Source organism: Collinsella aerofaciens, assembly GCF_015554145.1.
Lineage (GTDB): Bacteria > Actinomycetota > Coriobacteriia > Coriobacteriales > Coriobacteriaceae > Collinsella > Collinsella aerofaciens_AA.
The window spans coordinates 38,640-56,776 of record NZ_JADNHZ010000019.1; the positions used below are offsets into that span (position 1 = coordinate 38,640).

Annotated in this window: 14 protein-coding genes; 8 read left to right on the plus strand and 6 right to left on the minus strand. The window is 59.1% G+C overall.

The features are described 5' to 3' along the window. The first annotated feature begins 94 nt into the window (after positions 1–94). Together I2E13_RS08165 and I2E13_RS08170 are read left to right on the plus strand one after the other, a co-directional pair. The gene (locus I2E13_RS08165; protein WP_195404776.1) at positions 95–1,546 is read left to right on the plus strand and encodes an APC family permease; all 1,452 of its coding nucleotides are present in this window, start codon (positions 95–97) and stop codon (positions 1,544–1,546) included. Between the two features lie 131 nt (positions 1,547–1,677). Beyond that, positions 1,678–2,955, plus strand: a complete 1,278-nt coding sequence (locus tag I2E13_RS08170; RefSeq protein ID WP_195404777.1) for a metal-dependent hydrolase family protein — start codon at positions 1,678–1,680, stop codon at positions 2,953–2,955. A gap of 75 nt (positions 2,956–3,030) precedes the next feature. Here I2E13_RS08170 and I2E13_RS08175 read toward each other — a convergent pair whose 3' ends face one another. From I2E13_RS08175 to I2E13_RS08200, 6 genes are all read right to left on the minus strand, one after another. Next, positions 3,031–4,509 (minus strand): YfcC family protein, encoded by a 1,479-nt coding sequence (locus I2E13_RS08175; protein WP_195404778.1) that lies wholly within the window; start codon positions 4,507–4,509, stop codon positions 3,031–3,033. Positions 4,510–4,938: 429 nt separating this feature from the next. Next, entirely contained in the window at positions 4,939–5,946 is a 1,008-nt protein-coding gene (locus I2E13_RS08180; protein WP_195404779.1) for an NAD(P)-dependent oxidoreductase, read from the minus strand. A gap of 119 nt (positions 5,947–6,065) precedes the next feature. Next, the gene (locus I2E13_RS08185) at positions 6,066–6,923 is read right to left on the minus strand and encodes a dimethylarginine dimethylaminohydrolase family protein (RefSeq protein WP_118098110.1); all 858 of its coding nucleotides are present in this window, start codon (positions 6,921–6,923) and stop codon (positions 6,066–6,068) included. Positions 6,924–7,026: 103 nt separating this feature from the next. Further along, positions 7,027–8,544 (minus strand): YfcC family protein, encoded by a 1,518-nt coding sequence (locus I2E13_RS08190; protein ID WP_118098108.1) that lies wholly within the window; start codon positions 8,542–8,544, stop codon positions 7,027–7,029. 85 nt (positions 8,545–8,629) lie between these two features. Continuing rightward, positions 8,630–9,646, minus strand: a complete 1,017-nt coding sequence (argF, locus tag I2E13_RS08195) for an ornithine carbamoyltransferase (protein ID WP_118098106.1) — start codon at positions 9,644–9,646, stop codon at positions 8,630–8,632. A 327-nt stretch (positions 9,647–9,973) separates the two neighbouring features. Further along, positions 9,974–11,119 carry a helix-turn-helix domain-containing protein gene (locus I2E13_RS08200; RefSeq protein WP_158567301.1) on the minus strand — a complete coding sequence of 382 codons (1,146 nt, stop codon included), beginning with the start codon at positions 11,117–11,119 and terminating at the stop codon, positions 9,974–9,976. Positions 11,120–11,393: 274 nt separating this feature from the next. Here I2E13_RS08200 and I2E13_RS08205 point away from each other — a divergent pair, with 274 nt between their 5' ends. From I2E13_RS08205 to I2E13_RS08230, 6 genes are all read left to right on the plus strand, one after another. Then, a complete protein-coding gene (locus tag I2E13_RS08205) occupies positions 11,394–12,338 on the plus strand; it encodes a zinc dependent phospholipase C family protein (protein WP_195404780.1) in 945 nt (314 codons plus the stop codon). Between the two features lie 101 nt (positions 12,339–12,439). Continuing rightward, a complete protein-coding gene (locus I2E13_RS08210) occupies positions 12,440–13,699 on the plus strand; it encodes an MFS transporter (protein ID WP_055310082.1) in 1,260 nt (419 codons plus the stop codon). Positions 13,700–13,870: 171 nt separating this feature from the next. Further along, complete coding sequence (locus I2E13_RS08215) at positions 13,871–15,058, plus strand: glycosyltransferase (protein WP_195404781.1); 1,188 nt, start codon at positions 13,871–13,873, stop codon at positions 15,056–15,058. Then, a complete protein-coding gene (locus I2E13_RS08220; protein ID WP_195404782.1) occupies positions 15,055–16,398 on the plus strand; it encodes a histidine kinase in 1,344 nt (447 codons plus the stop codon). The genes I2E13_RS08215 and I2E13_RS08220 overlap by 4 nt, the downstream gene beginning before the upstream one ends. Positions 16,399–16,470: 72 nt before the next feature. Beyond that, positions 16,471–17,187 carry a LytR/AlgR family response regulator transcription factor gene (locus I2E13_RS08225; RefSeq protein WP_195404783.1) on the plus strand — a complete coding sequence of 239 codons (717 nt, stop codon included), beginning with the start codon at positions 16,471–16,473 and terminating at the stop codon, positions 17,185–17,187. A 96-nt stretch (positions 17,188–17,283) separates the two neighbouring features. Further along, entirely contained in the window at positions 17,284–17,751 is a 468-nt protein-coding gene (locus tag I2E13_RS08230; RefSeq protein WP_195404784.1) for a YfcE family phosphodiesterase, read from the plus strand. The last annotated feature ends 386 nt before the right edge of the window (positions 17,752–18,137 follow it).

The window sequence follows — 18,137 nt, forward strand, 5'->3', positions numbered from 1 at the left end:
GCCGTATCTTAAAGCCACGAAATAAAAGCGCGCGGTCGAACAGGCCGCGCAAGGGGTGACGCCAGGGGGCGTCAAAAAGGAAAGGAGGGGAACAATGGCGGACAAGAACGCAGAAGTTGCAGTCGAGGACAACGGCGGCATGAAGAAAACGCTTTCGCTCTGGAACTTCTTCACCATCGGTTTCGGTGCCATCATCGGTACCGGTTGGGTTCTGCAGGTCGGCGACTGGATGGTCGTGGGCGGCGGTCCCGTTCCCGCTATGATTGCATTCCTCTTGGGCGCAATCTTCCTCGTGCCCGTCGGAGCTGTTTTCGGTGAGCTCACGGCTGCTATCCCCATTTCGGGCGGCATCGTCGAGTATGTCGATCGTAGCTTTGGCCGTACGATGAGCTACATCACCGGCTGGCTCCTGGCCCCGGGCAACGGCATCCTGTGCCCGTGGAAGGCCATCGCCATCTCGACCCTCGTGTCCGAGATGTTCGGCAGCCTGCCCGGCCTTGAGTGGCTGCGCGCCGTCAAGCTCTACACCATCCTGGGCGCCGACGTTTACCTGTTCCCGACGCTGATCGCGCTCGGCTTTGCAACCTACGTCATCTTCCTCAACTTCCGCGGTGCCAGCTCGGCCGCCAAGCTGCAGGCCTTCCTGACCAAGGCCCTGCTCTGCGGCATGCTACTCGCCATGGGCGTCTCGCTGTTCACCGGCTCGCCGGACAACGCCATGCCCGTGTTCTCCCAGGTCACCGGTGCTGGCGGCGGCAAGCCCGCTACCGAGGGCACCAGCCTGTTCGCAGGCATCGTTTCGGTTCTGGTTCTGACCCCGTTCTTCTACGCCGGCTTCGACACCATTCCTCAGCAGGCTGAGGAAGCAGCCGAGGGCCTCAACTGGAACAAGTTCGGCAAGATCATCTCCTTGGCTCTGCTGGCCGCCGGCGGCTTCTACATGGTCTGCATCTACTCGTTCGGCACCATCCTCGACTGGCATGAGTTTGTTAAGAGCCCGGTTCCCGCGCTTGCCTGCCTCAAGGGCATCAACATGCTCCTGTACCTGGCCATGCTCGTCATCGCCACGCTTGGACCCATGGGCCCGATGAACTCCTTCTACGGCGCCACGAGCCGCATCATGCTCGCCATGGGCCGCAAGGGCCAGCTGCCCGAGAAGTTCGCCGAGGTCGATCCCAAGTCCGGCGCTCCCAAGCTCGCCTGCGTCGTTCTGGGCGTCATCACCGTCGTCGGTCCGTTCCTGGACAAGAACATGCTCATCCCTCTGACCAACGTGTCGGCTCTCGCCTTCATCTTCTCCTGCGGCATGGTCGCCCTCGCTTGCCTGCGCATGCGCTTCACCGAGCCCGACCTGCCTCGTCCCTACGAGGTGCCTGGCGGCAAGTTTGGCATCAGCCTCGCTATCGTTGCCTGCGGCACCATCATTGGCCTGCTCGTGATCCCGTTCTCTCCCGCCTCCCTCAACATGGTGGAGTGGAGCATCGTGATCGGCTGGCTGGCTGTTGGCCTGGCCCTCATGGCCTTCACCAATTCCCGCAAAAAATAACGCCTAGCCGGGACGGATCGGGTGTGCGGGGCCCTCTCTCCCGCGCACCGAACCCGGCACCACTTGGGTAGTTTTGTGAGGCCTTAACTCAACGCGGCCTCGCCCACTATATGGATCCATAAGGAGGAACCATGTCCACTAAGTATGCAATCGTTGGCGGCAAGCTCATCGACGGTACCGGTGCCGAGCCGGTCGAGAACTCCCTCGTTCTCGTCGACGACAATGGCAAGATCGAGTACGCCGGTGTCATGCAGGACCTTCCCGAGGGCGTTGAGGTTATCGACGCCGCCGGCAAGACCGTCCTTCCCGGCCTGATCGACACCCACCTGCACTTCTCGGGCAACCTGACCGACGATGACACCGACTGGGTCATGCAGCCGCTCCTCGAGAAGCAGGCCGTCGCCGTCAAGCAGGCCTACGACTGCCTCACCCACGGTCTCACCACCGTCTGCGAGATCGGCCGCTTTGGTATCCAGATCCGTGACTGCATCGACAAGGGCGTCTTCAAGGGCCCGCGCGTTCTGGCAACCGGCCTTGGCTTCTGCCGCGTTGCCGGCCACGGCGACTCCCACCACTGCAGCCAGGAGCTCAACAAGGAATCGCACCCCTGGGGCGATCAGGTCGACGGTCCTTGGGATCTGCGTAAGGCCGTCCGCCGTCGCCTGCGCGAGAACCCCGATGCCATCAAGATCTGGGCTACCGGTGGCGGCATCTGGCGCTGGGACTCCGGCCGCGACCAGCACTACTGCTCCGAGGAGATTCAGGCCGTGGTCGAAGAGGCCAAGATGGTCGGCATCCCCGTGTGGAGCCACTGCTACAACAACCACGCCGCTGCCTACGATTCCGTCCGCTTTGGCTGCGAGCAGCTGATCCACGGCTTCGATATCGATGAGCGCACCATGGACCTCATGGCCGAGCAGGGCACCTTCTTCACCCCGACGATCGCCTTCCTGCCCACCTGGTACGCCACCTATCCGCCCGTCTACGTCCCCGAGCTGCACGACAAGTACGAGGGCACCCTGGTCGAGAAGGAGCTGCAGCGCAACTACGACTGCCTGCGCGAGGCCAAGAAGCGCGGCGTCGTCATGACGATCGGCTCCGACTCCTTCTCCTTCGTCACCCCGTACGGCACCTGCTCCATCGAGGAGATGTACGAGTTCGTCGACAAGATCGGCTTCACCCCGGTCGAGACCATCACCTGCGCCACCCTCAACGGTGCCAAGATGTGCCACATCGAGGACGAGACCGGTTCCATCGAGGCCGGCAAGTGCGCCGACCTGCTGGTCGTCAACGGTGACGTCGCCGCCGACATCCACGTGCTCAACACCGACAACATGGACGTCATCATGAAGGACGGCTGGATTGTCGAGGCCGGCACCTTCGGCGAGGGTAACAAATACAACGCCTAGAGTTCATCTTTGAGCTAAGAGAAAGGGGCTCTGTGAGCCCCTTTCTAAAGATACGATTCGCGATGTGCCTGCCGATTACAAAATGAGCATCAGCACGGTGACAAATGAAACAGTGATCACGGTAAGCAAGGCCATATATTTGGCGGCCGTCTTGATGTAGGTCGCGTAGCTTACCTGGGCAAGTTCGAGACCGGCCATGATGGAACCGCATGTGGGGGTGATCATGGCTACAACGCCATGTGTGGCGAGGTAGATTGCGACCATGGCTTCGGGGGCAAAGCCCAACGATGCTGCCAACGGTCCCATGATGGGCATGGAGACGGTTGCCATGCCGGTGCTCGAGGGGATCAAGAAGGATAGCGCAAAGTACAGGGCGTACGAGAGTGGCGCGAACACTGCGGCGGATACGCCGGCGAGCGCGTTGGCGGCGTTGGTGAGGATCCACACGTCGAGTCCGGTGATGGACATGAGTACGGAGACGCCGCGGGCGACGGCGACGACGAGCGCGACGGAAACCAGGTCGGCGCATCCATGCAGGATGGTATCGACGAGTTCTTTCTCCTGCATGCCGGCAACCTTGCCGATGATAATCGTCATCGTGAAGAACCAGATGCCGCATTCGGTAAAGTACCACTGGCCAAGCGGCAAGCCGGTCAAAAGCGCGCTCCATGCGGTGCTGAGGTCATCGCCCGTGGCTCCGATATCAAATAAGCCAACTCCGAATGTCTGCCACGGAATAAAGCCGATAATCATGACGACAAACGTGAGGGCGAAGAGAACAAGGACGCGCTTTTGAATCTTGGATAGCTCGATGTGTGCGTCTTCAGCGGAATCGCCATCCTTGTCGCCGTAGAGGCGCTCGGCGGTCTTCCATTCCTCGGGGGTAAGCGATGAGGAAGTGCGGTCAGTGCGAACGCGCTTGGCGTACCGCATGACAAAAATGATGCCCGAAATCTCGGCGATGGTGAACATTGCCAGGCCGATGCCGATCATGAGCCCCTGGTCATAGGGGATGCCGGCTGCCTTGAGGGCATCGAGTGCGAGTCCGGTTGAAAACGGGTTGACCGTCGATCCCAAAACGCCAAGGCCGCAGCCCATCAGGACGACCATGCATCCTACGAGCGGATCCCAGCCCATGGCAAACGTGACCGATGCCAGCAGCAGGTAGAAGGGGACAGATTCCTCGAGCATGCCGTACGTGGATCCGCAGATGCCAAAAGCGAGCATGAGGACGGGGACGAGCAGTAGGTCATTGCCGCCCAGTTTGCGGACGAGCACGGCGATACCGGTGTCGAGTGCGCCCGTTTTTTGGACAACGCCCAAAAAACCGCCAAGCACAAGAATGAACACGCAGACTTGCATGGCGCTCTCGAAGCCCAAGAAGGGGGAGGCCATAAAGTTGCCAAGCGTTGCGGCCTGCACATCGGGGCTAAATGACGAAACGACCCACGAGACGATGGCCACGAGCAGCAGGCAGCCAAAGAGGATGGTAAAAGATGATGGCATCTGGCGTGGCTTGCGCTTCTCGCCAGAGCCGGCAGCCTTATCGAACATACCGAGCTCCTTCACGACGAAACACATCCCAGCGAGGGGGATGCGCCTCTAAATTAAGTGGTGAGGTCTTGACTCTGTTGCCGACTTGAAGGCTGCACCCTTCATGTCAGGGAAGCGATGCGTTTAATAATACGTGCATCACATATCGATATTATCACTCGGGTAGTATGTGAGAACGTCTTTGGCGGCATGTATTCCGCAAACGAGCCGACCTATCGGTGAACGTACAATGTGATATACGTTATTGTATATATGCTGGTATTTTAAAGAACTATCCCCTAGAGAATTCTTTGCTGTTGGTCTTGTGGCCCCTGCTGTTTCGGTTTGTGGTGACTGCATGTTGCTCTAGCGAGAGGGGGAGCAATAAAACGGGATGAAGAACAGGCCTTCATCCCGTTGGGCCACATGTTTTGGAAGCCGTTTAGGCTCCTACAGCACGTTCTCGACGGGAACGTCGTTAACTAGCTTAAAGAGCTGGTCCTTTTCGCCCTTGAGGAAGTGTCCGATGTTGTTGCACGGGAAGATCATGAGGTCGCGCAACGATGAAGACGAATAGAATGCGGAGTGCGGCGTGATGATGACGTTGTCACGGCCGACGAGCGGGTGGTTTGCCAAGTCGGGCGTCTCGTCATACAAAACGTCGGCGCCAAATGCGCGAATCTGGCCCGAGTCGAGCGCCTCGATAAGAGCGGGCTCGTCCATGCAGAGGCCACGACCCAGATTGATCACGATCGGCTTTTTCTTCATCTTGGAGAACTTCTCGGCATCGAAATAATGGTAGTTCGTCTCGTTGAGGTTCATATGATTGATGATGATGTCGGCCTCGGCCAATACCTCATCGATTTCTGCCTGTTCAACACCGTTTTGCTCAAAGAGATCCTGATCGATAAACGGATCATTGGATACAATGCGCTTGACGAGACCCTTGGCTTTGCGAGCGGTGCACTTACCGATTTTTCCAAAGCCAAAGATGCCGAGCGTTTGGTCTTCTAGGCGAGGGACTTCGGGCGCCGCCGCGTAGTCCCAGCGGTGCTCTTGCTCGATCTGTCCGATGTAAAACTTAAAGTTCTTGTTGAGGGCATACATGTAGGCGATGGCACTTTCGGAAACATCCCAGGTGCAATACTCGCCGACGGGGCAGATTCCGACGCCGCGCGCGGTTGCTTCGTCCATGTCCACGTTGTCATAGCCGGTGGCGTTGATGGCGATAACCTTGAGGTTGGGGGCGTGCTCAAAGGCTTCCTTGTCCACCTTGATGAAGGCAGTGAGCAGGGCGTCGGCATCGGCGAGATGTTCGTAGAACTCCTCGCGTGCCTCATCGGTGTACGCGTAGACGTCAACCTCGATGTCGTCGCCAAGATGGGACTTGAGGGTTTCGGTCTCAAGGTCGTGCTGGGGCATCATGCTCTCGGCATAATCACTGATCAGGATCTTCATAGGTGGCTTCCTTTTCCCGTTACGGGGTTGGCATGTAAAGGGGCGCCGCTGCGCCGGAATCCAGCAGAGCGGCGCCCCATGAGAGGCTCGGACAATACTGTCCAGGCGAAACGTTCGGACTACGGACGCTCGATTGGCTGGGTCAGGCAGTGCGGGCCGCCACCGGCGTGCAGAATCTGGTCGAGCGGCACGTCGATGACTTCGATGCCCAGAGCGCGCATCTTGTCATTGATGTGCTTGTTCTTCTCGATGGCAACGACCTTGTTGTTGCCGATGCACTGGACGTTGCAGCCGTGCTTGTACATATCCTCGCTGGCGACGGGGATGAGTTCAAAGCCGCGGCGCTTGAGCATTTGCAGGAAGTTGTAGGGCAGCTGATCGATACAGGCGAGGGCAACCTGGGGAGCGACGATGTTAAAGATCATGTCGAGGTGCAGGTTGTCGGGCGGGCAGGGAACGCCGACGACGGTATAGCCAAACTTCTCGAGCTGATGGCGGAGGCTGGCGACTCCCTGTTCATCGGTACGATCGACCATGCCCCAGGCGAGCGTATGCTCATCGATCATCCAGAAGTCGCCACCCTCCATGCAGCCCGCGTTAACGCGGGCGACAATGGGAACACCCATCTCCTTAAGCTTTGCCTCATAGGATTGGGCCTCGATCTGGCGGACCGGATGACGGAAGTGACCCATGACGGCGCCTTCCTTGATCATGCAGCCGTAGTCGCGGGCAAAGGTCATGACCTCATACTTGGGGTTGGCTTCGACCTCGACGACCTCGATGCCGTTATCCTTGTAGGCGTCAACGAGCATCTGCCATTCCTTGACCATGATGTCGTTCTGTTCGGTATCGCCCTTCTTCATCCACTCGGAAGTGATGACATTGATGCCGTTGAAGGTGTAGTACTTCGGCGAGCACATCATGACTTTTTTAAGCGGATTGGTGGCGTTGGAGACGTAGATTTTCTCTTCAGACATGGCAGGTTCCTTTCTTTAAGACCTACATACCTTAGATGGAAAGCGCGCGGCGGGAAAAACGGAGGGGCTTGCCCGCCGCGCGAGAATCCCCACGGGGGGGCGCCTAGAGCATCACGAGGACGCAGAGGAAGGCGCAGCAGGCGGCGAACAGGATGGCGACGATGGGGGCGATCTTCTTGACCCAGTCGCCGTAGCTCATGTGCGCCGCGGCCGTGCACGTCATGACGACGATGGAGCACGGGGTGATCATCTTGGCCAGGCCGAGCGCCATGAGGTAGATGATGACCATGATGTAGACGTCGACGCCGGCGAAGGTGGACAGCGTGCCCATGATGCCCATGGTGGCGGCGGCCAGGCCGGTGGAGCTGGGGATCAGGCAGGCAATGAGGAAGTAGCAGACCAGGGCGACGACGACGAAGGCGAAGGGCGGCAGGGAGGCAAGCGCGTTCTCGCACATGTTGAGGATGGATGGGGTGATCTGGCCGTTGTCCATGACGACCTGGATGCCGCGGGCCAGCGGCACGACGAAGGCGGTGGAGACCAGGCCGGAGGCGCCCTTTAGAATCGTGTCGATGATGGTGTCGGCGTCATAGTGCATAACTAGGCCGATGAGGATGACCATGATTAGCGTGATCATCGAGAGCTCGGGGAAATACCAGTTTCCGAAGGCGGTGATGTCGGTGCCCAGGATGTTGCGCAGGACCGGAGTCGCGGCGACCCAGGCGGTGAAGTCCTCGAAGAACGTCCACTCGGGGTTGAGGGAGGTCCAGGGAGTCAGGCCGACGATCATAAAGGCGAAGGTAAGCATGAACAGTACGAGCGCGCCCTTCTGGCGGCCGGTGAGGGTGAGGTCCTCGTCGTCGGCGGCGGGGAACTCCTTGAGATCCTGCTCGCGGCGGAAGAACTGGACGGACTTCTCGGGATGCGCCTTGATCTTGTCTGCATAGCGGCAGATGAGAAGGATGACAAGGCCGGTGAAGATGACGAACATCGCGATGCGGGGGATCATGCCCTCGCCGGGGGAGATGCCGGCGATGCCTGATGCGATGCCCGTGGAGAACGGGTTAATGATCGAGGAGAGGCAGCCGATCTGGGTGCCGAGGACGACGATCATGATCGCGGTGACCGTATCGAGGCCGAGGGCCAGGATGACGGGTACGAACATCAGGAAGTAGACGATGCCTTCCTCGTAAGCGCCTTCGAGTGTGCCAAAGAATGCCATCAGGATAACGAGGATGGCGATAAGCGCGTGCATGTTGTTCTGGTTGGCGATCGTGATGCGCTTGATGGCCGTCTTGAGCGCGCAGGTGCGATCCATCATCTCGAGCAAGCTGCCGAACAGCATGATGGTGAGGGAGATGGAAATGGCGCCGGAGACCGTGCCACCACCGAGCATGCCGGTGATGGGGGCCATGAAGATGTCCCAGAGGCCCTGGGGGTTGCTCTCGACCACGTGGTAGGTGCCGGCGATGGCGTCGCCGCCCTCGGAGAGCTCGTAGGCTCCGCCGGGAACGAACCAGGTCAGGAGGGCGATGAAGGCGATGACGGCGAACAGGATCACGTACGTGTTCGGCATCTGGAATTTCTTCTTCGCCGGCTTTTCCTTAATTTCTTCAGCCATGGGGCTTCCTCTCTTGAGGCGGATGGAGGGGCGCCGCGCGGAGGGGGGGGGTACCGTGCGGCGCGTGGAAAATCGGTGCTCCGTGCTAGACGCGCGGGATGTAGAGGTTGCCGAGGGTCGCGGCCATGATGGCCTTGATGGTGTGCATGCGGTTCTCGGCCTCCTCGAAGCAGCGGGAGTGCTCGCTGTAGATTACGTCGTCGGTGCACTCCATCGCCTCGATGCCGTGCTCCTCCTTGATCTTGGCGGCATACTCGGTCTCGGCGTTGTGGAAGGCCGGGAGGCAGTGCAGGAAGATCCAGTCGGGGTTCTCGATGTGGGAGACGAGCTCGGCGTTGACCTGGAACGGGGTCATCAGGCGGACGCGCTCGGCGAACTGGGACTCCTCGCCCATGGCCGCCCAGACGTTGGTGTAGACGGCGTCGGCGCCGCGGACGGCGTCCACGGGGTCGTTGGTGACGCGGATGGTGGCGCCGGACTCGGCGGCGAACTTCTGCGCGAGGGCGACGATCTCGGGGTCGGGCTCGAGCTCCTTGGGCGTGGCGTTGACGTAGTTCACGCCCAGGATAGCGGAGGTGATCATGAGGGAGTTCTGGACGTTGTTGCGACCCTGGCCGCAGTAGGCGAGCGTGAGGCCCTCGAGCTTGCCGAAGTGCTCCTTGATGGTCATGAAGTCCGCCAGCATCTGGGTGGGGTGCTCGCGGTCGGTGAGGCCGTTCCACACGGGGACGCCGGAATACTCGGCGAGCTGCTCGACGTGGTCTTGCTTGAAGCCGCGGAACTCGATGGCGTCGAACATGGAGCCGAGCACCTTGGCGGTGTCGAGGACCGTCTCCTTCTTGCCCAGCTGGATGTCGCCCTTGCCCAGGTACTCGGGATGGGCGCCTAGGTCGATGCAGGCGGTGGTGAAGGCGGCGCGGGTGCGGGTGGAGGTCTTCTCGAAGAGGAGTGCGACGTTCTTGCCCTCGAGGTAGCGGTGCGGGACGTTGCGCCTCTTGAGGTCCTTGAGGTGCTCGGCGAAGCCGATGAGCCACATCAGCTCGTCCTTGGTGTAGTCCCTCGTGGAGAGCAGGTGGCGACCCTGGAAAACCGAATCAGTCATAGTTTGTCCCCTTTCGTCGGGTTTTGTCCTATCCCCGACGGACGCCCGTGCGGGCCCCTCCAGACAGGTTAGGTGTTTCGTTCGCCCCATTTGGGGCATCGATACCTGTTGTCGGGTGCCGGTGCAGCGGCACGCCGAAACCATGACTCAAAGTCTAGAAGCACCCAGATGCCGTGTATTTGGTGCCAACTCAAAGCCTTCTAGGGGTCTATTTGTTATTTTTTACAAATGTATGGACATTCATGAACGATTGGCGGCCTGTAAGCCCAATCATCCGAGCGTAGTTGGGGCTGTTTTGTGAAAAATGACGATTCTGGTTAGCTCGCGCTATCTGCTAAGGAAGGCGAGCGAAAGGAATACGAGTAGCTCACGGTCGTGTGAGTCATCCATGTCAAGGAGCGCTCGAATGCGCCGCAACCGATATCGGACGGTGTTGGGGTGTTGGTGTAGGTGTTCGGCGGTGTCGACGATGTCGCCGCTGCAGCGCACAAAGGCGCGTGCCGTTTGGACCAGTTCGGTAGAGTTGTGTGCGTCGTAGTTTTCGATACGGCGGCGGAAACCTTGCGCGGTGCGCTCGAACATTGGGTTGGTCTGCGCTGCATACGAGAAAGCGTCCATGGACAGATCCGACCACTCAAGCCTGCGCGCTCCGCTCAGATGGGATTCATTGAGAAGAATCGTTGCCTGGCGAATGGAGATATCTGCCTCGCCGAGGGGTACCAGGTCGCCTACGCCGCAGTAATTTACGCCAACGCCTCGAATGGCATTCTCTAGGTCGCAGAAGACGCCCTCGTGCTGTTCATCGGTGGCATACGAGACAAAAACGAGCAATGCATCGTGATAGCGAAACGCACAGGCATTTTGGACATCCTCGTGTCGCTGGCGAAACGAGTCCAGATAATCGTTGAGTGTATCTTGAATTGCGTACAGTGAGCATCGGTCATCCTTTTCAGCCGAGATGGCGATGCAACGCATCGTCGAGCCGGTGAGACCTGCCAGTTTGTTGATTTCTTGTCGTACTTGAGACTTCGATCTTCCCACCAAGAACTGATCAACGGCATCGCTTTTGTCGGATGCGTCAAGATCGCGTTGAAGAAGATTAAGCGATTCGAAAGCGACGCGTTCATGGTAGGCACCGGAATAGAGATACACCGGGACGCCCATACGCACGCTTGCTTGGGCGACTGCATCGGTGAAGCAAGGCGAGTACACACGTTTCACGGCAATGGCTGCGACACGTCGTTCAATCATGGCAATAAGCGACGTGTCGGAGAGGTCGGGATCTTCGTAGCAAAAACCAAGATTGGTGAGAATGAATTCACCGGGCATGTATGCGCTGTAGTCGTTGATTGAGGGAGGGCAGTCTAGGATGCCAACGTTGTAGACGCGGTGCTCCCCGGCGTCTTTGATAGGAGCGACTAGGTCGATTTGCTCAAATGCCGGTAGGGCCAAAATATCGGCGACTGTAATCATGAGTGTCTCCGTGCGACGCGAGGCTGTTTGATGGATGCGAGGCAAGCGCTGCCTGTCCATATAATGGTATGACAAGAATTGGGTGCGGGGTGCATATGTTGATATTAAACGATAACCCCCTGTTTCCATGCCGGGGCCGCAGTGGAGAAGGCGTGAGCAGCGGAAAAGACTGGCTGCGGCGCGCATCGTTCAGCATATCGTTTATCATTACAGGTTTGGTATGGGCACGCGGTGGGCATAATGGGTGGCATCGAATGAAATCGAAAGGATCATTATGCCCGCGCTTATCACCCATCATCTGTTTGGCGAGGAAAGCATCGACCGTCTTCCGCAGGGCGTCATCGCGTCCGATGAAGAGCGCATTGCCTTTATCTTGGGCAACCAAGGCCCCGACCCGTTTTTCTTTCACATTCTGACGCCGCGCGTTTCCGACTGCACGCTGCTGGCGCAGGTCATGCATCGCTCGCGCATGTCTCGCCAGTTCGCGTGCCTGCGCGACGGCGTGTCGCATCTGCTGCCGCGCGACGCCAACTTGGGCCGTGCCTTTGCGTTGGGCCTGCTGTCTCATTACGTGCTCGACCGCAACGCCCACCCCTTTGTCTATGAGCAACAGTTTGGCATCGTGGAGTCCGATTCAGAGCTTGAGGATTCGAGCAGTCAGGTCCATGCCGTGATCGAGAGCGACCTGGATGTACTGATGCTGCAGCTTAAACGCGATGGCGCTACGGTCGACGATTACTCGCCGGCGGGCGAGATCGTTACCACCGACCGTATCAATCGCGTTGCCGGCGTGCTGATGAGCTATGTTGCCGGACGCGTGTACGGCATTGACATTCCGGCGGGGGAGTACGGTGCCGCCGTTGCCAATATGCAGCGACTTTACCGCGCGATTGAGCCGGCCGGCTCCGTAAAGACGCGCGCGATCTCGTTGGTTGAGGGCTTGGTGCACGATTATTCGCTGCTCGACGGCCTTGCGCACCGTGTGACGACCGAGCTGCCCGAGCGTACCGGCAACCTGGGCCACTTGGCATGGAAGAACCCCTTTACCGACGAGGTCTCGAACGAGAGTTTCCCCGAGGTCTTTGACCGCGCGCTGGTCGATTACGAGTGCACGGTCGCCCGCTTTATCGAGACCGGCGATATGGAAGCCGTGACCAACCATGTCAATTACAGCGGTCGCGTGCTCGACGTCGACGAAGAGTTCGACCGCGAAGAGTAGGGCTCGTGCGTGCCCCTTTGCCGAATCCTTACCGGCGCCTCTGGACAATTGGGGTACGATGAACTAACTGCATATCGGGCGAATACGAAGGGGCCCTGTCCATGAAATACACCAAGCTCGAGCGTAACTGGGTTATGTACGATGTGGGCAACTCGGCCCTCGTGCTGCTCAATACCTCGGTGGTGCCCATCTACTTTAACGCCATCAATACCGGTGCTTCCTCGGCAGACCTGGTGGTCGCTTGGGGCAACGCTCAGACGATTGCCTCGCTAGTCATTGCCATGCTCATGCCCATTCTGGGCGCGCTTGCCGATTACGCCGGCAACAAGATCAAGTTCTTCTTGGGCTTCTTCCTCACGGGCCTGGTCCTTTGCCTGGCGCAGGCTATCCCAATGTCCGCCATGGCATTTTTGACCGTGTACGTGCTGTGCACCATCGGCCTTAACTCTTCTATGACGTTCTACGACGCTATGCTGCCCGACATTACCACCGACGAGCGCATGGACGCCGTGTCCAGCTCGGGTTATGCCTGGGGCTACATCGGTTCCACCGTGCCGTTCATCATCTGCTTGGCGCTTATCATGGGTGGCCCCGCTCTTGGCGTCCCCACCATGCTGGCAACGCGTCTGTCGTTTATCATCACTGGTGCCTGGTGGCTCATCTTTACCCTGCCGCTCATTCGCACCTATAAGCAAAAGTACGGTCGCGAGCGTGGTCCCGAGGACACCATCGGCCACATCGTGGGCGGTGTGTTCTCCGAGGTCGGACACACCATGCGCGAGATTGCCCACAACAAGACCGTACTGGTCTACATGATCGCGTTCTTCTTCTACATCGACGGTGTGCACACGGTTATTTCCATGGCAACCAGCTACGGATCGGCCTTGGGCATCGATTCGACGCAGCTGGTGCTTGCGCTGCTCGTTACGCAGTTCGTGGCCTTTCCATCCGCCATCATCTACGGCAAGCTCGCCGGACGCGTGGGCACGCTCAACATGATCTTGGTGGCGGTCGCCGCCTACATGGGCATTGTGCTGTTCGCCGCGTTCTTCCTAAAGACCGCCTTTGAATTCTGGGTGCTTGCCATTATGGTCGGCCTGTTCCAGGGTGGCGTGCAGGCGCTCAGCCGTAGCTACTTTGGACGCATTATCCCCAAGGAAAAGTCCAACGAGTACTACGGCTTCTTTGACATCTTTGGTCGTTATGCAAGCGTTATGGGCACCTTCCTGGTGTCGGTCGTCACCTCGCTGACCGGCAACCCGTCGCTGGGCGTCCTTTCCATTGGCGTGCTGCTGATTGTTGGCTTTATGCTGCTGGTCCGCCTGTCCCGCATGACTCGGGCGGCAGAGCATGCCGCATAGGAGCGAGCGGCTATTGTGCCTGTCCACGGTACTCTTTTGGGGTTATCCGCAATAAACATTGCGACTTGCGAGCAATGATTTGCCCAAGTGGGTATGATGGAATCAGCTAGGTCGCGGGGCGTCGCCTGTGTTTGGCGGCGTCCCGTTTTTGTGTTGCAGGGAGGGTAAGGCATGAACGCTACGGTCGTGATTCCAACGTATTGGGCGGGCGATGACGCTTGCGCAAACGCCCCTGGCACCTATGACCACTCGACGCGACTCAACGCCGACAATCCCGAACTCGACCGCTGTCTGGCCTCGCTTGAGCAGGTACGTGACATCCCGCGCATCATCCTTTTGGTGGTCTGTCCCGTTTCTGCCACAGCCGATGTGTCGCTGCGCGTGCGCGAGATTGTCGACGCGCATCCCACGCTCAAGGTCACCGTTGTCACCAATACCCAGGCCTCGCGCATCGCAGATCGGGTTGCTCAGATCGCGCCCAAGGGTTCGGGCGAGTGCGTGAGCCTGCGAGGTTACGGTGCCATCCGCAACATGGGGCTGGCCTGTGCCGCTGTGCTGGGGCATGACGCGGTTATCTTTTTGGATGACGATGAGACTGTCATCGACGCCGATTTTATGAAGCGCGCGACCTACGCGCTGGGTCAGCAGACGCGTCAGGGCCTGCCGATCTTGGTCAAGAGCGGCTATTTCTACGATCGCGACGGCTCGCCGTTGGCTCCCACGGACAAGGCGGGCATCTGCCATCGTTGGTGGACCAAGCGCATCGAGTTCAACCGTTGGATGAAAAAGGCGCTCTCGGGCACCCGCATCTCGCGCTCCAACTACGTGTGCGGCGGCCTGATGGCCCTGCACGCCCGCGCCTTTACGCGTGTGGCCTTTGACCCGTTTATCACCCGCGGCGAGGACTTGGATTACCTCTTTAACATGCGCATGTTTGGCTACGACGTGTGGTTCGATAACGAGTGGACCGTGCGCCATCTGCCTCCGGAGTCCGAAAAGCGCTCACCGCGCTTTATGCAGGATGTATACCGTTGGTACTACGAACGGGCCAAGTTGACATTCGCCGCGCATCAAAAGGAGCTCATTTCCGTTACGGCGGCATCGCTCATGCCCTACCCGGGCCCGTGGATTTCGCGCGAGCTCGACGACCGCGTGCGCAAGACCGCTATGATCCGCAGCGTGTTTACTCGCGAGCATGAGGGCTACCTGCGCATCTGGCGCCATGGTATCGACGAGGCAAAGGCCTATGCACGCCAAAACGCTGCAAGCTACCTGCGTTTCCAGAGCTTTTGGCCCAAGATCATGGACGGGCTTTGGCGTGACGCACAACTGATCAGTATCCTGGAGGGGGCCGAATGATCGACCGCCGCGCCCAGCGCGATAGTTCATTATCAATCTTTCGCATCATTGCCGTTGCCTGCGCCATTTGCGTGCTGGTGTACTTTATTTTTGCCCTGGTGACCGGTATCGAGCCGATCGCCACGGTGATTGCCTGCGCGCTGCTGTGCATCTTTCTGTGCATCTTTATCTTTTTGACGCTCAATCCCGATTCGGTGCGCTCCCAGTACACCGAGGAGACGCTCTCGGTGGCCTCGGCCATGCTCGAGGACATTAAGGGCGGTCTGACGCAGGAGTCGGCGCGTTTGGTGTGCCAACGCATTTTGCCCGAGACGCGCGCCATGACGGTGGCCATCACCGACGAGGACAACGTGCTTGCCTGCGCGGGCGAGTTTGAGGAAAAACTACTGCCAGATTCTCCCATCCACACGCTTGCCACACGCTACGTTATCGAACATGGCATCGTGCAATCGTTCAACCGTATGGTGGATGTCGTGGGCTCGGACGGCTCGCACAACCAAGTCCCCGCCGGCATTATCGCCCCCATCAAGGTGGGCGATCGTACCGTCGGCACGCTCAAGTTCTACTACAAGACTCCGCGTGCCGTCGACCGTACCCAGTATGCGCTCGCCTCGGGTTTTGCCGAGATCCTGTCCACGCAGCTCGCCATCCACGAGCTCGAGGTGCAAAAGGAGCTCACGGCCCGTGCCGAGGTTCGTGCCCTACAAGCGCAGATCAATCCGCACTTTCTGTTCAACACGCTCAACACTATCGCGTCGTTTACGCGCACCGATCCGCTGCGCGCCCGCGAGCTGCTGCGCGAGTTCTCGTCGTTCTATCGCGCCACGCTCGACAACTCGGGGTCGCTTATCCCGGTCTCGCGCGAGGTTGCCCAGACCAAGCGCTACCTGACGTTTGAGAAGGCGCGCTTTGGCGAGGACCGCGTACTGGCGACCTTCGATGTCTCCGAGGATGTCGAGGACACGTTGGTCCCGGCCTTTGTAATACAGCCCATCGTCGAGAACGCCGTGCGGCATGGCATGGGCGATGACGGTGCCCTGCGGATCGATGTGACCGTCCATCAAGACGGCGACGACGCAATCCTGATTGCCGTAGCCGACAACGGTGTGGGCATGGACGAGGGCACCGCCGCCAGGCTGTTTGATGAGCGCTCCGCCCGCCCCGATGCCAGTTCCCCGCAAGGCGGCGGCGCCGGTGTGGCCATGCACAATATTTCTGAGCGCATCCATCGCTTTTATGGACCGCACTCCTATACGCGCGTCGAATCGGCGCCGGGCAAGGGCACCAAAGTGCTCCTGCACCTTGATTTGTCAGAGAGCATCTTTGACATTCAAGAGTAAAATAAAAGGCTATGGGCTCAACGTCATGCGACGGATGCCCGGCGTAGTTAGTTGACGAAAGGTTTTATCCCTATGCTGCGTGCGATGATTGTGGATGATGAGGCGCCGGCTCGCTCGGAGCTTCGCTTCCTGCTCGAGCAAACGGGCAAGATCGGCAAGATCACTGAGGCGTCGAGCGTCCGCTCCGCCATTGAGATGTTGATGGAAAGCCGCGTCGATGTCGTATTTCTCGATATCTCGATGCCCGGCGCTTCTGGTCTGCAGCTTGCCGAGGCACTGCATAAGCTTAAGAATCCGCCGGCGATTGTGTTTGTGACCGCGTATAGCGATCATGCCGTCGAGGCGTTCGACGTAGATGCTGTCGATTACCTAATGAAGCCGGTTGAGGAGGCACGCCTGGATCGCGCGATCGAGAAGGTCATGCAGCGCGCCAAGCCCGTCACGGACAGCAAGGCCACCATCGAGCGCATTCCGGTGGAAAAGGGCGGCCGCAAGGTGCTCATTCCCGTGGATGACATCCGCTTTATCATGGCAAAGGACGATTACTCCTGCATCTATACCGTCGATGATCGCTTTTTGTCGACGACCTCGCTGGCGCAGTTTGAGGCCAAGCTCTGCGACTTTGGCTTCTTCCGTGTTCACCGCCGCTATATCGTCAACCTAGCGTGCGTCACGGACGTTGAGACGGTGCCCTCGGGCGCCATCCAGCTGGGCATTACGGGCGTCGACGAACGCGTGCCGGTTTCTCGCCGCCGCGTCGTGCCGCTCAAGAAGGCTCTGAGTCTCTAGCACACTGGCCCCGCAGCCCTGTAGACCCATCGTCTGCGGGGCCGTGGGGCCTTTTTTGTATGTATCTGCCGAATCGTTTTTTGCGGAAGGGATCCCATGAACAGCGCAAGCGCCAAGCGCATCGACATCATCTCGGACACCCACGGCTATTTATCGCCTGCGCTCTTGGATGAGCTTGAGGGCGCAGACCTGATCATCCACGCCGGCGACCTTACGTCAGAGATGGACTACGAGCACCTATGCACCATCGCCCCCGTGCGGGCCGTATTGGGCAACAACGATTACTACCGCGACTACGGCCCCGATGTAGACCGTCTTGCGCTCTTTACCTACGAAGGCCTCAAATTCGCCGTAGCCCACTACCGCGAAGACCTTCCGGTGGGATCCGTAGACGTAGCCATCAACGGTCACACCCACGTAACCAAAGAAGCCCAAGTGGGCCGTTGCTTGGTCCTCAACCCGGGCAGCGCCAGCTACCCCAGAGGTACCCGAGGTCCCACTATGGCCAGAATGCTCGTCAACGACGGCCAAATCATAAGTACCAAGTTTATTGACCTAGAGTAACCGCAACAAAAACGGGGGATGCAGATCGCATCTCCCGTTTTTTATGAGCCAAAGGTCAAAGTTCAACAAGATCCATCAGACCAACCCCGCCGAGGAGCACGCGGGCTAGCCGCGCAGCGGCGCACGCCCGCAAAACTGGTTGAATAATGTGACGGCAGGGAGGGTCTCCGGGGCTGAGGGCGGGGGTTAAGTTTGTCGCGAGTTCCGCACGCAAAGGAAAGCACTTAATGTGCTTTCCGTCTTGCGCAGGACTGTAGAGCAGCAAACTTAACCCCCGCCCTCAGCCCCGGAGACCCTCCCGGAGGGACCGGTTGATTTTCAATCTCAGCGCAACAGCCTGAACGGACCCCGCGTTTCCGCAGCTAGCGCAACGCGGAAATAGCCCC